Source organism: Saccharopolyspora oryzae, from assembly GCF_027853915.1.
Lineage (GTDB): Bacteria > Actinomycetota > Actinomycetes > Mycobacteriales > Pseudonocardiaceae > Saccharopolyspora > Saccharopolyspora oryzae.
Genome location: NZ_JAQGLA010000012.1, coordinates 70,519 through 87,457, shown reverse-complemented (window position 1 = coordinate 87,457; position 16,939 = coordinate 70,519). Strand labels below are relative to the sequence as shown.

The 16,939-nt window shown below is 69.7% G+C and carries 15 protein-coding genes; 10 read left to right on the top strand and 5 right to left on the bottom strand.

The annotated features are described in order from the left end of the window. Nucleotides 1-52: 52 nt before the first annotated feature. From OU415_RS11110 to OU415_RS11100, 3 genes are read right to left on the bottom strand one after another with little or no spacing between them, the layout of a single operon-like run. Nucleotides 53-1,726, bottom strand: a complete 1,674-nt coding sequence (locus tag OU415_RS11110; protein WP_270948641.1) for an HNH endonuclease — start codon at nt 1,724-1,726, stop codon at nt 53-55. 56 nt (nt 1,727-1,782) lie between these two features. Beyond that, nucleotides 1,783-3,183 carry an MFS transporter gene (locus OU415_RS11105; protein ID WP_270948564.1) on the bottom strand — a complete coding sequence of 467 codons (1,401 nt, stop codon included), beginning with the start codon at nt 3,181-3,183 and terminating at the stop codon, nt 1,783-1,785. Beyond that, the gene (locus tag OU415_RS11100) at nt 3,180-4,145 is read right to left on the bottom strand and encodes a nucleoside hydrolase (protein WP_270948563.1); all 966 of its coding nucleotides are present in this window, start codon (nt 4,143-4,145) and stop codon (nt 3,180-3,182) included. The genes OU415_RS11105 and OU415_RS11100 overlap by 4 nt, the downstream gene beginning before the upstream one ends. A 164-nt stretch (nt 4,146-4,309) precedes the next feature. On the opposite strand from OU415_RS11100, the gene OU415_RS11095 reads away from it, so the two are divergent. The 4 genes from OU415_RS11095 (at nt 4,310) to OU415_RS11080 (ending at nt 7,462) form a co-directional block, all read left to right on the top strand. After that, nucleotides 4,310-5,203: a ribokinase gene (locus OU415_RS11095; protein ID WP_270948562.1), complete on the top strand. Its 894-nt coding sequence runs from the start codon at nt 4,310-4,312 to the stop codon at nt 5,201-5,203. 5 nt (nt 5,204-5,208) lie between these two features. Next, a complete protein-coding gene (deoC, locus tag OU415_RS11090) occupies nt 5,209-5,898 on the top strand; it encodes a deoxyribose-phosphate aldolase (protein ID WP_270948561.1) in 690 nt (229 codons plus the stop codon). 82 nt (nt 5,899-5,980) lie between these two features. Further along, nucleotides 5,981-6,718, top strand: a complete 738-nt coding sequence (locus OU415_RS11085) for a GntR family transcriptional regulator (protein WP_270948560.1) — start codon at nt 5,981-5,983, stop codon at nt 6,716-6,718. Nucleotides 6,719-6,802: 84 nt separating this feature from the next. Then, on the top strand, nt 6,803-7,462 hold the full coding sequence (locus tag OU415_RS11080; protein WP_270948559.1) for an alpha/beta fold hydrolase: 660 nt from the start codon (nt 6,803-6,805) through the stop codon (nt 7,460-7,462). A 43-nt stretch (nt 7,463-7,505) separates the two neighbouring features. Here OU415_RS11080 and OU415_RS11075 read toward each other — a convergent pair whose 3' ends face one another. Both OU415_RS11075 and OU415_RS11070 read right to left on the bottom strand, forming a co-directional pair. Then, nucleotides 7,506-8,819 (bottom strand): hypothetical protein, encoded by a 1,314-nt coding sequence (locus OU415_RS11075; protein WP_270948558.1) that lies wholly within the window; start codon nt 8,817-8,819, stop codon nt 7,506-7,508. Between the two features lie 58 nt (nt 8,820-8,877). Next, nucleotides 8,878-9,513, bottom strand: a complete 636-nt coding sequence (locus OU415_RS11070) for a TetR/AcrR family transcriptional regulator (protein ID WP_270948557.1) — start codon at nt 9,511-9,513, stop codon at nt 8,878-8,880. Nucleotides 9,514-9,616: 103 nt separating this feature from the next. On the opposite strand from OU415_RS11070, the gene OU415_RS11065 reads away from it, so the two are divergent. From OU415_RS11065 to OU415_RS11040, 6 genes are all read left to right on the top strand, one after another. Next, a complete protein-coding gene (locus OU415_RS11065; RefSeq protein WP_270948556.1) occupies nt 9,617-10,174 on the top strand; it encodes an NADPH-dependent FMN reductase in 558 nt (185 codons plus the stop codon). A gap of 14 nt (nt 10,175-10,188) precedes the next feature. Further along, the gene (locus OU415_RS11060) at nt 10,189-11,640 is read left to right on the top strand and encodes an MFS transporter (RefSeq protein ID WP_270948555.1); all 1,452 of its coding nucleotides are present in this window, start codon (nt 10,189-10,191) and stop codon (nt 11,638-11,640) included. A 172-nt stretch (nt 11,641-11,812) separates the two neighbouring features. After that, a complete protein-coding gene (locus OU415_RS11055; protein ID WP_270948554.1) occupies nt 11,813-13,141 on the top strand; it encodes a purine-cytosine permease family protein in 1,329 nt (442 codons plus the stop codon). 50 nt (nt 13,142-13,191) lie between these two features. Continuing rightward, the gene (locus OU415_RS11050) at nt 13,192-14,736 is read left to right on the top strand and encodes a hydantoinase/oxoprolinase family protein (RefSeq protein ID WP_270948553.1); all 1,545 of its coding nucleotides are present in this window, start codon (nt 13,192-13,194) and stop codon (nt 14,734-14,736) included. Between the two features lie 2 nt (nt 14,737-14,738). Continuing rightward, nucleotides 14,739-15,809, top strand: coding sequence for a DUF917 domain-containing protein (locus OU415_RS11045; protein WP_270948552.1), 1,071 nt, complete (start codon nt 14,739-14,741; stop codon nt 15,807-15,809). Then, nucleotides 15,806-16,906, top strand: coding sequence for a DUF917 domain-containing protein (locus OU415_RS11040; RefSeq protein WP_270948551.1), 1,101 nt, complete (start codon nt 15,806-15,808; stop codon nt 16,904-16,906). Before OU415_RS11045 ends, OU415_RS11040 begins: the two co-directional genes overlap by 4 nt. Nucleotides 16,907-16,939: the final 33 nt, after the last annotated feature.

Below are 16,939 nucleotides of genomic sequence, written 5' to 3'. Positions count from 1 at the left end.
GAGAGTCTCTACACCCGGCACTTGTCGCCGGTCCGCTTCCACTTTCGTCAGGTCAGAACCAGGATTCCGTCACCACGGCAAAATGATCCCCAACCACTTCTGGGCTTGGTCCTCTTACGAACTCGGCATCGGCGAGCTCCGCGTATGCCGGGAAGTCCTTCAACGACGGGGCAAGCACCACTCGCCACGACTCCGGGTCGACGGCCAGCAGGCCGTTGTCGAACAGCAGGTGAACATCCGCACGCAGCAGGACACCCTCGTCTAGCTCGTGTGTCTCGTGCTCGGCGAACCTCTTGATGTGCGCAGCCTGCAGGACTTCGACGGGGCACGGGCCAGTTACCGCGCAGGAAGCTCCGTACGTCTTCAGGAGTTCTTTCCGGAACGTCCCCTGCCCGTTGCGGGCTTTGGTCGTCGCCGGCCGATGCCCACCGCGAGGGGGATTCCGCCTAGAGGTGCCATTCCTGGGCGGTACCGGCGGGAGCTTGACGGACAGGTCAGACAGCATCGCTTGCAGTTTGCCCGGGTCGACTGACCGGATCGCATTCTGATCGGCCCCGTCGAGGAACGTGGCTTTGAGCTCGTCTGACGCGATGGCCCCGTCAAGCGGTCGCCAGAAGCCACCGTAGAACGCGGCGAACTGGGTGACCTCAACGAGCCGCTCCTTCGGCTCGTCGAATTCCCTCTTGCACGTCTCAGTTCGGCAGCGGTACTTGGGACGTCGCTTGGCCCGCACATCAAACTTGCCCGACTCGCAGTCCGGGCAGACGAGCTGTGATTTCGTCACACCGTCCCGCTGTTCGATCCGGTGGATACGGCCGACGCCGTGCACCTCCGCATCGTCCCGGATCACCGCCAAATCGCCGACCTTGATGCGGCGGTAGTTGGGCACCTTGCTGTCGTAGACGTACTGGACGCCGAGGACATCGTCGTAGCCGGTGTTCCCGCTGTACTTGCGTTGTTCTGCCGAGAACATCGCCCATGCCTTGGACCCAGCAGGCACTTCGGGCTCATCAGAAGACTCGAGCGCAGCGTGTGCCTCAGCCTGTTCCTCGGGCAGGGCTCGTTCAGCAATCTCAGCTGCCTCGGCGTGCATCGCGTCCTCGTCGTCGAGGAACTCCTGCAGCACAACCCTGTCCAACTTCCCGGCCCTCGTCTTGGCCTTCTTGTAGCTCGGCAACGAGGTCATCAGATCGTTCAGCTTCCGCTGCACGCTGCTGGGCGATCGGAACTTGTGCCCGCGCTTCTCCTTCGCGTGGAAAGGCATCCTCTGGAGCAACGCCGAGAGCTCAATCGACTGCTGGTCCGTTGCGCGCAAGGCCTTCCTGCCGTTCTTGAACAGCAACGAGCAGGCGAGGACCAACTCCTCCCGGGTCCAACTCGGCGGCCCGAGCTTCTTTACCTCGAACCCCTCACGCTGGAGCACCCCGTTGACGGTCTCGTCATCGCCCACCTGGTGCGGAAGCAGAGGCTCTCGCCCCGGCAGCAGCCCGTGAGCAGCCGCGAGGATGACCTTCGTGCCGTACTCCCGGCCGTCCTCCGTGATGACGTAGTCACGGCCCAGGTCGAAGTTGTACCGACGGCAGAACTCCGGTAGACCGAGCTCGTCGTGCTCCGAGACGGCGCGCCTCACCTGGTCAGCGGTGATGTCCTCAACTGTCACACGATCGAGGATAAGGATCACCCTGACGCGCCGCCTCGCAAAGCGCATCTCTCCTTCGTCAGCCACCGCCAAGCTGCGACTGCAACGTCAGCGGCTGCGGCAAGACGTCTGGTGTAACGCAATCAGACCTTCTCTGCCGAACCGGCCTTGCCGGGGAGGACGAAGGAGGCGAGGAGGGCTGCTGCGGAGATGATGGTGGCTGCGATCAATGCTGTTGTGAAGCCTGCTGGGTCGGTGGCTCCGTCGGGGGTGCCTTTGGCTACCAGGCCGGACAGGACTCCGATGCCCACCGAAGCTCCGAGGTTGAACATTGTTGCGTTTAGGCCTGGGAGGATTCCTGGGGACTCCGCGGGCGCGTAGATGACTCCCATGCCGTTCAACGCCGTTGCTGCGCAGGCCGCGTACGACACTCCCATCAGGGCTACCAGGACGAAGAGGAGCCAGGGAGAACCGACCGCGAAGATCGTCGCCGCGATCAGCGCTAGGTTGCCCACCAGGCCGATTCGGAGCATGTTTCGGTAGCCGATGCGCGGCGCCAGGGTGCCGGCTAGGGGCGCCAGGATCCAGCCCGCCAACGCGTACGGCATCAGGAACATCAGGGCTGTCATTGTTCCGTCGTAGGCGAAGCCTGCCGTGGCGTTTTGGGCCAGGGTTGGGTAGACGAAGGTCAGGACCGCGAAGATCGACGCCATCGTGCAGAACGTCGTCAGGAGGAGGCCCCAGACTCCCCTGCTCCGCAGGGCTCGGAGCGGGAGCAATGGGTCCACCTGGTTTCGCTCCACCAGCCAGAACAGCGGGAGCAGAGCCACACCCACCACCAGGCACACCAGCGGCCAGGTCGCGAACCAGCCCATCGTCGGGCCGAGGGTCAGCCAGGCGTTGATGCCCAACAGGGCCAGGCAGATCACCGCTGCTCCGCGCCAGTCCATGCGGGTGCCCGTGGGGGTCGAGTCCGGGACCCAGGTCGCGATCATCGCCACCGCGATCACCTCCAGGACGAAGGTGAGGCCGAAGATGCCGCGGAAGCCGATCGTGTCCGTGATGACTCCGCCGAGGAGGGTGTCCACGCCGGCCACCCCGCTGTTCACCGCCGTCAGGATTCCCAGGTAGCGGCCGAACTGCTTGGTCTGGAGGATGTCGCGGAGGGTCAGGATGCCGAGGGAGATCGTTGCGCCGCAGGCTCCTTGGAGGGCTCGGCCGACCATCAGGACCTCGACGTTCGGGGCCAGGGTTGCGATCAGGCTGCCGGTCGCCATCACCGCGATCGAGCCGAACAGGACCCGGCGGCGGCCGATGATGTCGCTGTAGCGGGGCAGGACCACACCCGCCAAGCCCGCCACGAACAGGAACACCGTGGCGCTCAGGCCGATGGTGCCCACGTCCGTGTTCAGCGACTTGGCCATGTCGTCGATGGCCGGCGACAGCATCGTCGCGTTCATCTGGAAGCTGGCCACCGCCACCAGCAGGGCCGTCAGCACCAGGGGCGGGCGCACGTCGGTGCGCCGTGGGGCAGTCGTGGTCACGCCATCTCCCGGGACACGGTGGTCTGGGTGGCCAGGAGGTTCTTGATGTAGGCGTAGAACGCCGGGGCGTCGATCTCCTCGATCACCGTCGCGTTCGGCTCCAGGCCGTGCACGCCCCAGGACATCGCCGCATAGCCGCGGGTCAGCTCACCTGCCGTTTCGACGTCCACGTGGTAGCGGGCGCTGCGGGTGACCAGCTCCGGGTGCAGCAGGACCGCGGCGGTCAGCGAGTCGGGGTGGGTGGTGCCGTCGATGCCGACGCTGCGGTCGAATTCCAGGGTCGCCGCGCAGACCTTGGTGAAGAAGTCGCCCAGCGGGGTGCCCAGGGCCGCGATCTCGTCCAGCTTCGGCTGGTCGAACACCGCCTGGTCGAGGGTCAGCGGGGCCCACGGGACCACGACGATCTCGAAGCCCGCCGCGAACACCGTCTTGGCAGCCTCGGGGTCCACGTAGAAGTTGAACTCCGCCGCCGCGGTGATGTTGCCGCGGGCGTTGTTGGAACCGCCCATCACGTAGAGGGTCTTGACGTTGCGGACGAAGTCCGGGTCCTTGACCACCGCGGTCGCGATGTTGGTCAGCGGGCCGATCGCGACGATCGACAGCTCGCCGGGGTTCTCCGCGGCCAGCCGGATCAGCGCGTCCACCGCGTGCTCGGCTTCCGGGGCGCAGCCGGTCAGGTCCATCGTCAGGCCGCCCGCGCCGTCGCCGTGCACGTTCTCCGCGCTCTCCCACGGGCGCACCATCGGGCGGCGGCAGCCCAGGTGGATCGGCACCTCGCCCAACCGGCCGGCGACGTTGCAGGTCAGGTGGGCGTTGCGGACCTGGTGGTCGAAGTCGACGTTGCCCGCCACCATCGTCACGGCGCGCAGGTCGGCGAGCGGGTCGAGCAGGCCCGCGAGCAGGGCGATGCAATCGTCCTGCGCCGTGTCGGTGTCGATCACCAGCGGGGTGGATTCGGGCATGACGTCTCCTGCGCGAAGGCCTATGTTCATTGATTTGTTCACTCGACGGAACCGCACGTACTGTAGGTCTACCCAGATAGCACGTCAATCGGGGACTCCTGCGCGGTTGTTTGAACCGTCGCATATGACATATATGTACACTGTTGTACATTCAGGGAGGTGCCATGCGGATCGCTGTTGTGGGCAGCTACGGCACGGGCATGACGATGCGGGCCGACCGGATCCCGGACCGCGGCGAGACGCTGGGCGACGCCGCTTTCTCGCTCGGGCCTGGCGGCAAGGGCTCCAACCAGGCCATCGGCGCGGCCCGGCTCGGCGCCGAGGTCTCGCTGCTGACCGCGGTCGGCGACGACGTGCTCGGCGCGCAGGGCCGCGAGCTCTGGCGACGCGAAGGCGTGGACGCCGGCGCAGTGGCCACTGTGGACGCTCCGACCATGACCGGCGTGATCCTGGTCGAGCAGGACGGGGAGAACCGGATCATCGTCGCGCCCGGCGCGCTCGACCTGCTGACCCCGGCGCACGTCGCCGGATTCGCCGAGGTCATCGCGGCCGCGGACCTGCTGATGGTCTGCAACGAGATCCCCGCCGACACCGTCGCCGCCGCGCTGCGCACCGCTGCCGAGCGCGGCACGCCGACCCTGTTCAACCCGGCTCCCGCCCGCGACCTGCCGCAGGACGTCGCGGCGCTGGTCGACGTCCTCACCCCGAACCTGACCGAAGCTCAGGTGCTGACCGGGCTGGACACCACCGACCCCGACGTCCTGCTGGACGCGCTGCGCCAGCGGTTCACCGCGAAGATCGTGCTGACCTGCGGCACCGACGGCGCGCACGTCGACGACGGCGTCGAACGCGCGCACATCGCACCGGTTCCGGCCACGCAGGTCGTGGACACCACCGGCGCCGGCGACGCGTTCAACGCCGCGTTCGCCGTGGCCTGGTGCCGCGGCTGGGACCTGCGCCGCGCGGCCCGGTACGCGGCCGCTGCCGGAGCTTTCGCCGTGGCCCACCACGAAGTGGTCCCCGGCCTCCCCCACCCCGAAGACCTCGAAGAAAGGTGATCGACGTGTCCGCATACTCGGCCGCCGAACCGGCCTCGCTCGCCCCGTTCATCCAGCACACCGCCATCGAGATCGGCCTGACCCGCGAGGACCTGGTCCGGCACTGCGAGGAGTCGGTGCAGTACGGCTTCAACGCCGCGATGGTCCCCGCCTCCTGGGTTCCGCTGGTCGCCGAGCGGCTGCGCGGCAGCGGCGTGAAGGTCGCCAGCGCGCTGGACTTCCCCACCGTCGGCTCGATGACCACCGCGGGCAAGGCCGCCGAGGCGCGGGCGATCGCGGAGGCCGGCGCCGACCAGCTCGACATGGGCGTGCAGGTGGGGTGGCTGCGCAGCGGCATGGAGCAGGAGTTCCGCGACGACATCGCCGCCGTGGTGGAGGCCGCCGGGATCCCGGTCAAGGTCATGCTGGAGCTGCCGAAGTTCACCCCGGCCGAGCGGGAGCGCGCGGTGCAGCTGGCGATGGACGCCGGCGCGGCGTACCTGAAGAACGCCAGCAGCGGCGCGGTCGAGATCGCCAACCCGGACAGCATCGCCTACCTGGCCGAACGCGTCCGGCCGGGGGTGCAGGTCAAGGCGTCTGGTGGGATCAAGACCGCTGAGCAGGCCGTGGCGCTGCTCGACGCGGGGGCATCGCTGCTGGGCACCAGCGCGGGCATCGCGATCGTGACCGGTGGTGCGGCCGCTTCGTCGTACTGACCGCAGCGGGGTCGTGAGTGCGTAACAGTGTTCGAACACTGTTACGCACTCACGACTGCCGAACAGGACTGAAGGGGGCCAGGTGGCAACGCGGATCTCGCGGGATGCTCCGGAACCGCTGCACGTGCAGATCGCGGCGTCCTTCCGGGAGGACATCCTGGGTGGGCGCTGGCCGGCGCACTACAAGCTTCCGCCTGAACCGGAACTGGCCGAGCAGCTCGGCGTCAGCCGCGGGACGTTGCGCAAGGCGCTGGCCCTGCTCATCGACGAAGGGCTGCTGGTGCAGACCCGCGGTCGCGGCACGTTCGTGACCGCGGGCGTGCTGGAGCCGCAGATCGCGCAGCGCCTGCACTCGCTGTCCGAGGACTTCCGCGCGCAGGGGTACGCGCTGGACGTCCAGGTGGTCAGCGCCCGCCTGGAAGGGATGCAGATGACGGTGCAGGCCCTCCTCGGCGCCCCGCCCGGCACCCCCGGACTCCGGCTGGTGCGCGTGTTCCGGGGCGCGCAGGGGCCGCTGGCGTACCTGGTGAACTGGGTGCGCGCCGACCTGTGCCCGGGCGTCGAAGACGTTGACTTCGAACGGAATTCGCTGTTCGACGTGCTGGAGAAGTCCTACCAGCTCCCGGTGGCCGAAGGACGCCGCACGTTCAGCGCCGAGCCGGCCCGCGAGGACGTCGCGGAGGCCCTGGAGATCCCGACCGGAACGCCGGTGCTCTACCTGGAGCAGGTGACGTACACCCGCGACGGGCAGGCCGTGGAGTACTCCGACGTCTGGATCAACAGCACTGCCGTGAAGGTCACCTCGCTGCTGACCCGCTGAGTTCGTCGCAAAAAAAGATCTTGTGGACAGATCCTGTCCTCATGGGCTCCTAGGGTCGGTTTCAGAGCGATTCGAGGAGGAGATATGGCGACGTACGTGCTGGTTCCGGGGGCTTGCCACGGCGGTTGGTGGTACGACGACATCGCGGCTGAACTGCGCAGCGCGGGGCACACGGTGCACGCGATGACCTTGACCGGGTTGGGGCCGCAGGAGTCTGCGGCCGGGATCAACCTGGACACCCACATCGACGACGTCGTCCGGTTGCTGGAGTCCGAGGACCTGCGCGATGTCGTGCTGTGCGGGCACAGCTACGCCGGGATGGTGATCGCCGGCGTCGCCGACCGGGTTCCGGAGCGGATCAAGACCCTGCTGCACGTCGACGCTTTCGCGCCCGAGGACGGGGATTCGGCCTGGTCGTTGACCAGCGGGTTCTGGCACGACTGGTACGCGGGCGGCGCCGGTGCCGACGGGTTCGCGTTCGCGCCGCTGCCGATCCTGGACGAGCGCACAGTGCCGCACCCGCTCGCCACGATGACCCAGCAGATCCGCCTCACCGGCGCGCACCGCCGGGTTCCGCGCCGCGAGTACGTCTACTGCGCCGAGTTCGAGAACTCCCCGTTCACGCAGACCTACGAGCGGCTGAAGGACGACCCGTCGTGGCACGTCCGCACCTTGCCGATCAGCCACAACATCGTGCGCGAAGCCTTCGACGACTTCCGCGAGATCCTCCTCGACGCCGCCTGATCGGGATCGTGGGCGTTGAAACCGGCTTCAACGCCCACGATCCTCAGCGCGACTGGACCTTGAGCGCGGCCTTGCGGGCAGCCTTGGCGATCCGCTTCTCCGGGTGGGTCCTGCCGATCAGCTCGAGCACCTCGCGCGCGTGCGGGTGGTCCAGGCGCCAGATCTGCTCGAAGATCTCCACCTCTTGTCCGGCGGGAACGGATTCCGCCAGCAGAGCGGGGATTTCGTCGGGGTCGGCGGCGTCCGAAGCGGTCGACAGCAGATCGGTGAGCAGCCACGCCGCTTCCGCCGCAGTCAGCTCGTACTCGGGTTCGTCGCCGCTGAGCTCCTGGAACACCATCTTCGCGTACGGCCGAAGCACGGGTTCGTCCAGCGCCTGGCGCCACCGCTGCTCGCCTTCGATGGTCTTCGCGATGGTCACCGCGATCATCCGGTCTTCCACGGCACCCGCCGCAGCCGCGGTGAGCAGTGCGTCGAGCGCTTCCTCCGGGGTCCGGGACGCGATCCACGCCGCCAGTTCGGCTTCCAGCTCGGCGTCCCCGACGCCCTTGGCGAACTCCACCAGTTCCTCGGCGGTCGTCTCCTCGACCGGCGGGAGCAGCGGCACCTCGACACCGCTCGCGGTCAGCGCGCCGGCGAACGCGTACTGGCCGAGCGGGGTCAGCCGCGCGATTCCCCCGTCGACCAGCGCCGCGCCCAGGTCGGTCAGCATCGCGAGCAGCCGGTCGGCGGGGTCACCGCTGGTCCCGACCCAGGCGTCCCACTCGTCCGGTTCGGCATCGGCGAGGTCCGCGATCATGCTCCGCAGCTCCGCGATGGGCATGCCGTCGTTGCGGGCCATGAACAGCATCGTCATGGCGAAAACGCCGACGTCCTCCAGGTCGAGGTCGCCGGACTCGCCGTGGAAGCCGCCCTCGACGATCAGCCCCAGCACGTCGGACCAGGTGTCCAGCACCTCTTCGACGCCGCCGTCCGGCCATTCCTCGAGGGCCGGCCCCGGCACGTCCGGGTGGGCGGGGTCGAAGAACCCCGCATCGACCGCCAGCGCCCACAGGCAGGCCAAGTCCGGGATGTCGTCCAGCTCTTCGACCGAGTCCGGCACACGCACGCCGAGCGCCTCGGCGGCTGCGATCACGTCGGCAGCCGCCCATTCCGCACCCGGTCGCTCGACGGCCCGCAGCGCCAACTGCCGGAGGCGGTCGAGCAGCGTGCTCTGCCGGGCGGCGACCGCCAGCTCCTCGTCCGACGGCAGCCGCAGCGGCGGGAGCCGGTCCGGCAGCCCGAGGAGTTCCTTGAGCCCCATCGGTGCCTCGGCGTCGTACTCGTCCATCGCGGACTCCGGCTCGTTCCCGCTCATGTCAATCCCCACGCGGTGAGGCTAGCGCCGGACGACCGGCTCCCTCCCACCCCGGTGTCTACTTCGGACCGTAGGCGCGGAGGAACGCCCGCACACCGGCCGTGACGATCTCGTCGAGCTCCGCCTCGGCGAGGGGCAGCGCGCCGTAGTAGGTGCGGCTCTGGATCTCCATGCCCACCAGCGCGACGAAGTGCCCGGCCACGCGATGCGGGACGTCGACCTCGAGCAGTCCTCGCTCGCCGAGTTCGGCCATCCGACGCGCGAGCGCCTCGTGCACGCGGCGCGGTCCCGCTTCCTGCCAGGCTTCGAGGACGTCCTCCGGGATGTGCCCGACCTCGGCGTTGATCTGCCGCACCAGCGCGAAGTGCGCGCGGAACTCGCCCGGGATCAGGACGAACGCGCGGCCGAGGTCGACCAGGTCCTGCTCCAGGTCGACGATCTTGCCGAGGTGGCGGTCGAGGTCGACCAGCTGGGCTTCGCGGACCTCCGCCGCGCTCTCCATGACCACTTCGCGGAACAGCTCCGCCTTGTCCGCGAAGTGGTTGTAGATGGTGCGCGTCGAGACCTCGGACGTCTTGGCGATCGCGTCGATGCTGGCCCGGGTGTAGCCGTCCCGGCCGAACACCTCCCGCGCCCCTTCGAGGACGGCGCGCCGCTTCTCCGCCCCTCGCCGCGAGACGTTCTCCCTGCTCAAAGCACCCTCCCGAAAAATAAGTACAACAATCATTGCACTAAGTACATTGCTCGTTGTACTTTACCTCGCGTCCCCCCTCCACCGCATCCACCGAGGAGCGAAGATGTCCGCACTGCGACTGGCCGTGATCATCGGGAGCAACCGGGAAGGCCGCTTCGGGCCGACCGTGGCGAACTGGTTCGCCGAGCAGGCGCAGCAGTTCGGCGACGTCGACGTCATCGACCTGGCCGAGATCCCGCTGCCCACCATCATTGGCACACCCGCCGACCAGCACGTCACCGAACTGGCCGGCCGCCTGGCCGCGGCGGACGCCTACGTCGTCGTCACGCCGGAGTACAACCACAGCTTCCCCGCCGCGCTGAAGAACGCGATCGACCTCTACCGCGCCGAATGGCAGGCCAAGCCGGTCGGTTTCGTGTCCTACGGCGGAATGGGCGGCGGGCTGCGCGCCGTCGAGCAGCTGCGGCTGGTGTTCGCCGAACTGCACGCGACGACCGTCCGCGACACCGTCAGCTTCCACAACGCCTGGGACCGCTTCGACGAGAGCGGCGCGCCGATCGACGAGGGCAGCAACGCCGCCGCGAAGGGCATGTTGGCCCAGCTCTCCTGGTGGGCACGCGCGCTGCGCAGCGCGCGGACCGCCGAGCCCTACACCGCATAAGCCGAGGAGCGACCGTGAAGAACAAGCTGACGCTGCTGTTCGTGCTGCTCGGATACCTGCTGCTGCCGATGTCGATGTCCGGCACCACCGTCGCGCTGCCGCAGATCGGGACGGCGCTGAACACCTCCGGCGGTGCGCTGCAGTGGGTGGTGACCGGGTACTTCCTCACCGCGTCGTCGTTCATGCTCGTCGCCGGCTCGACCGGCGACCTGCTCGGGCGGCGCCGGATCTACCGGCTCGGCGCGGCGACGTTCGCGGCCGGCAGCCTGGTCGCCGCGCTGACGCCGAACATCCTCGTGCTGGACGTGGCGCGCACCGCGACGGGTGCGGGTGCGGCCGGGGTGATGGCCGGCGGTGGCGCGATCCTGGCGACCACCTTCAGCGGTGCTGAGCGGACCAAGGCGTTCGCCGCGATGGGCACCACGGCGGGCATCGGACTCGCGATCGGTCCGACGCTGGCCGGATGGCTGGTCGGCACGCTCGGCTGGCGGGCCACCTTCGGCGCCTTCGCCGCAGCCGGAATCCTGCTGCTGGCAGGCACTTTCGCGATCACCGAATCGCGCGCCGAGCAGCGACCGCGAGCGGACTGGCTCGGTGCGGCGACCTTCATCGCCGGGCTCGCCTCGGCGATGTTCGCCATCACCCAGAGCTCCCGGGCCGGCTGGACGAGCCCGCTCGTGCTCGGCCTGCTGGCCGCGGGCGCCGGATTCCTGACCGCGTTCGCGGTGGTCGAGCGGCGCAGCGCGCACCCGGTGCTCGACCTGTCGCTGCTGCGGAACCGGTCGTTCGTCGGCTGGGTGCTGGCCGGGGTCGTGATGGTGCTGGGCTTCGGCGGAATGACCTCGTTCCTACCGACCTACCTGCAGGGCGCGAACGGGCTGTCGGCGCGGGATTCAGGCCTGATCATGCTGATGTCGACGGCACCGATGCTGGTCCTGCCGCTGCTGGGCGGGCGGCTGGTGAACCGGGGCACCTCGCCGCGGCTGCTGATCGTCACCGGGCTGCTGCTGATCTCGGCGGGCAACGCGTGGCTGACCGGGCTGCACCCTGGGATCGGGGCGTGGCAGCTGCTCGGCCCGCTGCTGACGATCGGCATCGGGGTCGGCCTGGCCAGCGGGTTGATCGACGCGCAGGCGATGAACCAGGTCGACCAGTCGCGCGCCGGGATGGCCGCCGGACTGCTGAACACCGTGCGCGGCGGATCGCAGACGCTGGTGCTGGCGCTGTTCGGCTCGATCCTGATCAGCCTGCTGACCGGGCAGATCGGTGCGGAGCAGGCCGGGCGGGTGGCGACCGGGAAGCTCGCCGGCCCCGAGCAGGCCGTTCTCCTCACGGAGTCCTGGCAGGTCCTGCTCTGGTCGATCGCGGCCCTGACCGCCCTCGGCGCCCTCGCCGTCGCCACGCTCCTCGCCCCGAGCCGGAAGACCGAGCCGGTGCCCGCGCCGTCGGTTCCGGCGGCGGCCTGACCGGGGTCGTGAGTGCGTAACAGTGTTCGAACACTGTTACGCACTCACGACCCTCGATGTGCAACCTGCACTCAATATGCACCCCAACTGTGCACTTGAGCTAGTGACGCCGGGTTGACCAGGGCTTACGTTGTCCGCCAACCGCCCCTCCGAGTCCACCCGAGGAGCTCCCATGGCTTCATCCGTCGGGGTCGACGACTACGCGCTGACCAGGGTTCCCGACCACGCGCGCTACTCCTGGTGGTCCGTTGCCGTGCAGCGGTTCGGCCAGATCTCCGCGCTGACCCAGTTCCTGCTCGGCGCCGCGCTCGGCTTCGGCATGAGCTTCTGGGACGCCTTCCTCGCGCTGACCCTGGGCGCCGTGATCCTGGAGGTCGTGGCGATCTTCGTCGGGATCATGGGCGCCCGCGAAGGCCTGTCCACCTCGATGCTGGCGCGCTGGACCGGGTTCGGCCGCGCCGGATCCGCGCTGATCGGGCTGGCCATCGCGATCAGCCTGATCGGCTGGTTCGGCATCCAGTCCGCGGTGTCGGCCAAGGGTCTGGTCGCGCTGATCGGCGGCCTGCCGGAGTGGGCCTGGGCGCTGGTGTTCGGCCTGCTGGTCACCGCCATCGTGCTGCGCGGCTTCCGCTCGATGGCCTGGGTCGCCTACGTGTCGGTGCCCGCCTTCCTGCTCCTGGTCGGCTGGTCGATCGGCGCGGAGCTCACCCAGCACGACATCGGCGCGCTGATGTCCTCCGCGCCGCCCGGCCCGCAGCTGTCGCTGCTCGAGGGGACCACGCTGGTCGCAGGCGGTTTCATCACCGGCTCGGTGATCACGCCCGACATGACCCGCTTCAACCGCACCGTCGGCGACGTCGTCAAGCAGACGCTGGTCGGCATCACCCTCGGCGAGTACGTGATCGGCCTGGCCGGGGTGCTGCTCGCGCACGCCGCGCGCTCCGCCGACATCACCACCATCGTCACCTCGTCGGTCGGCTGGGTCGGGATCCTGGTCATCGTCGCGGGCACGCTGAAGATCAACGACTGGAACCTGTACTCCTCCGGGCTGGGCCTGGTGAACTTCGTCGGCACGGTCTTCGGCAAGAAGCTCAACCGCGGCGTCGCGACCGCGGTGTTCGGCGTGATCGGCAGCGTGCTGGCGGCGGTCGGCATCCTCGACCAGTTCACCGACTTCCTGACCGTGCTCGGGGTGGCGTTCCCGCCGATCGGCGGGATCATGGTCGCCGAGTACTTCGTCGTCCGCCGCTGGCGGGGCGAGCTCGACGCCTCGCGGGCGCGGGGCGAGATCCCGGCCTCGTCGCCGGACTGGGTGCCCGCGACGCTGGTGATCTGGCTGGTCTCCGCGCTGTTCGGCGGATTCGTGGAGATCGGGCTGCCGAGCATCAACTCGCTGGTCCTCGCCTTCGCGCTCTACGTCGTCGCCGGGAAGCTCGGTCTCGTCCGCGGTGTCGGCACCGCCATCTCGACATCCGACGCCGTGAGCGCGAAGACCGGCTAGAACCGGCTTTCGCACTCACGACCACCTCATCCAGACGAAGGAGTTCGGACTTGCGCATCGGCATTGACGTCGGGGGCACCAACACCGACGCCGTCCTGCTCGACGGCACCAAGGTGCTCGCCGCCGTGAAGATGAGCACCACCACCGATGTCACCTCGGGGATCGTCTCCGCCATCGACGGTCTCCAGCGGCAGCACGCGTTCGACCCGTCCGCGGTGCGCGCGGTGATGATCGGCACCACGCACTTCATCAACGCCCTCATCGAGGCCCGCCGGCTCGCTCCGACCGCAGCGGTGCGGCTCAGCCTGCCCGCCGGTGCGTCGCTGCCGCCGATGGTGGACTGGCCGCAGCGGCTGGTCGACGCCGTGTCCGGGCGCAGTTACCTGTGCCACGGCGGGCACGAGTTCGACGGTCGGCACATCGCCGAACTGGACGAGGCCGAACTGCGCAAGGCCATCGACGACATGGGGCGCAACGGGGTGCGCAGCGTCGCGATCACCTCGGTGTTCTCCCCGGTCAACCACGACTTCGAGCAGCGCGCCGCGGAGCTGATCGCCGCCGAGCTGCCGGACGTGGCGATCTCGCTGTCCCACGAGATCGGCCGGATCGGCCTGCTGGAGCGGGAGAACGCCACGGTCATCAACGCGGCGCTGCGGGAGCTGGCGGCCAACATCGTGGACGGGCTGGCCGCGTCGGTGACCGGTGCGGGCATCACCGCGCCGCTGTACCTGAGCCAGAACGACGGCACCCTGATGGACGTCGACTTCGCGCGCCGCTACCCGGTCGCGACGTTCGCCTCCGGCCCGACCAACTCGATGCGCGGCGCCGCCGTGCTCTCCGGCCTGGACACCTGCGCGGTGATCGACGTCGGCGGCACCACCAGCGATGTCGGCGTGCTCAACCAGGGCTTCCCGCGCGAGGCGACGACCGCGGTCAGCGTGGCCGGGATCCGCACCAACTTCCGGATGCCGGACGTGCTGTCCATCGGCATCGGCGGCGGCAGCCTGGTGCGCGGTGAGCCGGTGACCGTCGGGCCCGAGTCGGTGGGCTACCAGCTGACCTCCAAGGCGCTGGTGTTCGGCGGGGACACGTTGACCGCCACGGACATCGCGGTGGCCGCCGGGCGCGCCGAGATCGGCGATCCGTCGCTGGTCGCGCACCTGGACAAGGACATGGTGCGCGCCGCGCTGGAGCGCATCGCCGCGGACAACGCCGACGCGGTCGAGCGGATGCGGACCTCCGCCGAGCCGCTGCCGGTGGTCGCCGTCGGCGGTGGTTCGGTGCTGCTGCCCGACGAGCTGGGCGACGCCGGCGAGGTGCACCGGCCGGAGAACTACGCGGTGGCCAACGCCATCGGGGCCGCGATCGCGCAGATCGGCGGTGAGGTGGACCGGGTGTACGCGATCGATCCGGGCCAGCGCGAGTCGGTGGTCGACGAGGCCAAGCAGGAGGCGGTCGACCGGGCGGTGGCCGCCGGCGCCAGTCCCTCCACAGTGGACATCGTGGACTTCGACGAGGTGCCCATCCCGTACCTGCCGGGCAACGCGACCCGGATCCGGGTGAAGGCCGTCGGCGACCTGCAGCTGGAGGCGTGACCATGCACGAGATCGCACTGCCCGACCTGGACGACATCGCCCGCGGCGCGGCCATCCTCGGCACCGGCGGCGGCGGAGACCCGCACATCGGCCGGCTGCTGGCCAGCGCCTCCCTCCGCGAGCACGGCGCGGTGTCGCTGACGCCGCTGGCGGACGTGCCCGCGGATGCCGCGGTGCTGCCGGTGGCGATGATGGGCGCGCCGACCGTGATGGTCGAGAAGCTGCCGTCGATCGAGCAGATCGGCCTGGCCGCCCGCACCCTCGCCGAGTACCTCGGCCGCGAGCTCACCCACATCGCGTGCGCCGAGGCCGGCGGCGTCAACTCGCTGATCCCGGTCGCCGCCGCCGCGCAGCTGGGCCTGCCGCTGATCGACGGCGACGGCATGGGCCGCGCGTTCCCCGAGATCCAGATGGTGCTGCCGACGCTGTACGGCATCCGGGCCACGCCGATGTCCATCGCCGACGAGAAGGGCAACCGCGCCGTCCTGGACACGGTGGACAACCGCTGGGCGGAGCGGCTGGCCCGCAGCGCCACCATCGACATGGGCTGCTCGGCGATGATCAGCAGCTTCGCCATGACCGGCGAACAGGCCCGCGAATCCCTGGTGCCGGGCACCCTGACGTTGTGCGCGGAGCTGGGCGGGCTGGTGCGCACGGCGCAGGCCGAGCACCGCGATCCGGTGGACGCCGTGGTCGGCCGGCTGGGCGGGCGGCGGCTGTTCACCGGCAAGGTCGTCGACGTCTCGCGGCGCACCGTGTCCGGCTTCGCCCGCGGCGAGGCCCGGCTGGTCGGCATGGACGGCGACAGCGGGACCGAGCTGGTGCTGCGGTTCCAGAACGAGCACCTCGTCGCCGAGCGCGAAGGCACCGTGCTGGCCTCGGTGCCGGACCTGATCTGCGCGCTGGACCGGGAATCCGGCGAGGCCGTCACCACCGAGGCGATGCGCTTCGGCCAGCGGGTCGCGGTCATCGCCGCGCCCGCCGACCCGCGCTGGCACACCCCGGAAGGCCTGGAGCTGGCCGGACCGCGCTACTTCGGCTACGACATCGACCCGGTGGGAGTGGGGCGGTGAGCTGGCAGCTGACCGAGGAGCACCTGGCCGACCTGGCCCGCGGCGCGGCCGTGCTGGGCACCGGAGGCGGCGGCGATCCGCACGTGGGCCGGCTGCTCGTCCAGCAGGCGATCCGCGAGTCGGGGCCGATCACCGTGCTCGATCCGTCCGAAGTGGACGATGACGTGCTGGTGATCCCGACGGCGCAGATGGGCGCGCCCACCGTGGTGCACGAGAAGATCCCGAGCGGCGAGGAACCGGTGGCCGCGCTGCGCGCGCTGGAGGCCTACCTCGGTGCCGAGGCGGCCGCGACGATGCCGATCGAGTGCGGCGGGATCAACTCGATGATCCCGCTGCTCGTGGCCGCGCGCACCGGACTGCCGGTGGTGGACGCCGACGGCATGGGCAGGGCGTTCCCGGAACTGCAGATGGAGACCTTCGGGGTCTACGGCGTGACCGGTTCGCCGATGGCCGTGGCCGGCGAGCGCGGCGAGACCGCGGTGATCGACGCGGGCGCCGACAACGCGCGGATGGAGTGGCTGGCGCGCGGCGTCACCATCCGGCTGGGCGGGGTCGCGCACATCGCCGAGTACTCGATGAGCGGCGCGGACGTGAAGCGGACCGCGATCCCGCGCACCCTCACGCTGGCGCACACCGTCGGCAAGGCGATCCGCGAAGCCCGCGAACGCAACGCCGACCCGGTCGCGCACCTCGCCGAGGTGCTGCGGGGAACCCTGTACGGGCACCTGCGGGTGCTGTTCCGGGGCAAGGTCTCGGACGTCGAGCGGCGCACCGAGGCCGGGTTCGCGCGCGGCCGCGCGGCGGCGGTGTCCTTCGACGGGGAGCACTCGCTGGACCTGGTGTTCCAGAACGAGAACCTGGTGGCGCTGGTCGACGGCGAGGTCCGGTGCGTGGTGCCGGACCTGGTGTGCGTGCTGGACTCCGAGCAGGCGGAACCGATCACCACCGAAACCCTGCGCTACGGCCAGCGGATCACGGTCATCGGCATCTCCACCCCGGACCTGATGCGCACCCCGGAAGCCCTCGCGGTCTTCGGCCCCGAGGCCTTCGGCCTGCCCTACGACTTCCGTCCCGTCGAGGAGCTCGTCGGCCCCTGATCCTCGCGGGTGGTGGTGGCGCGTGCTACCACC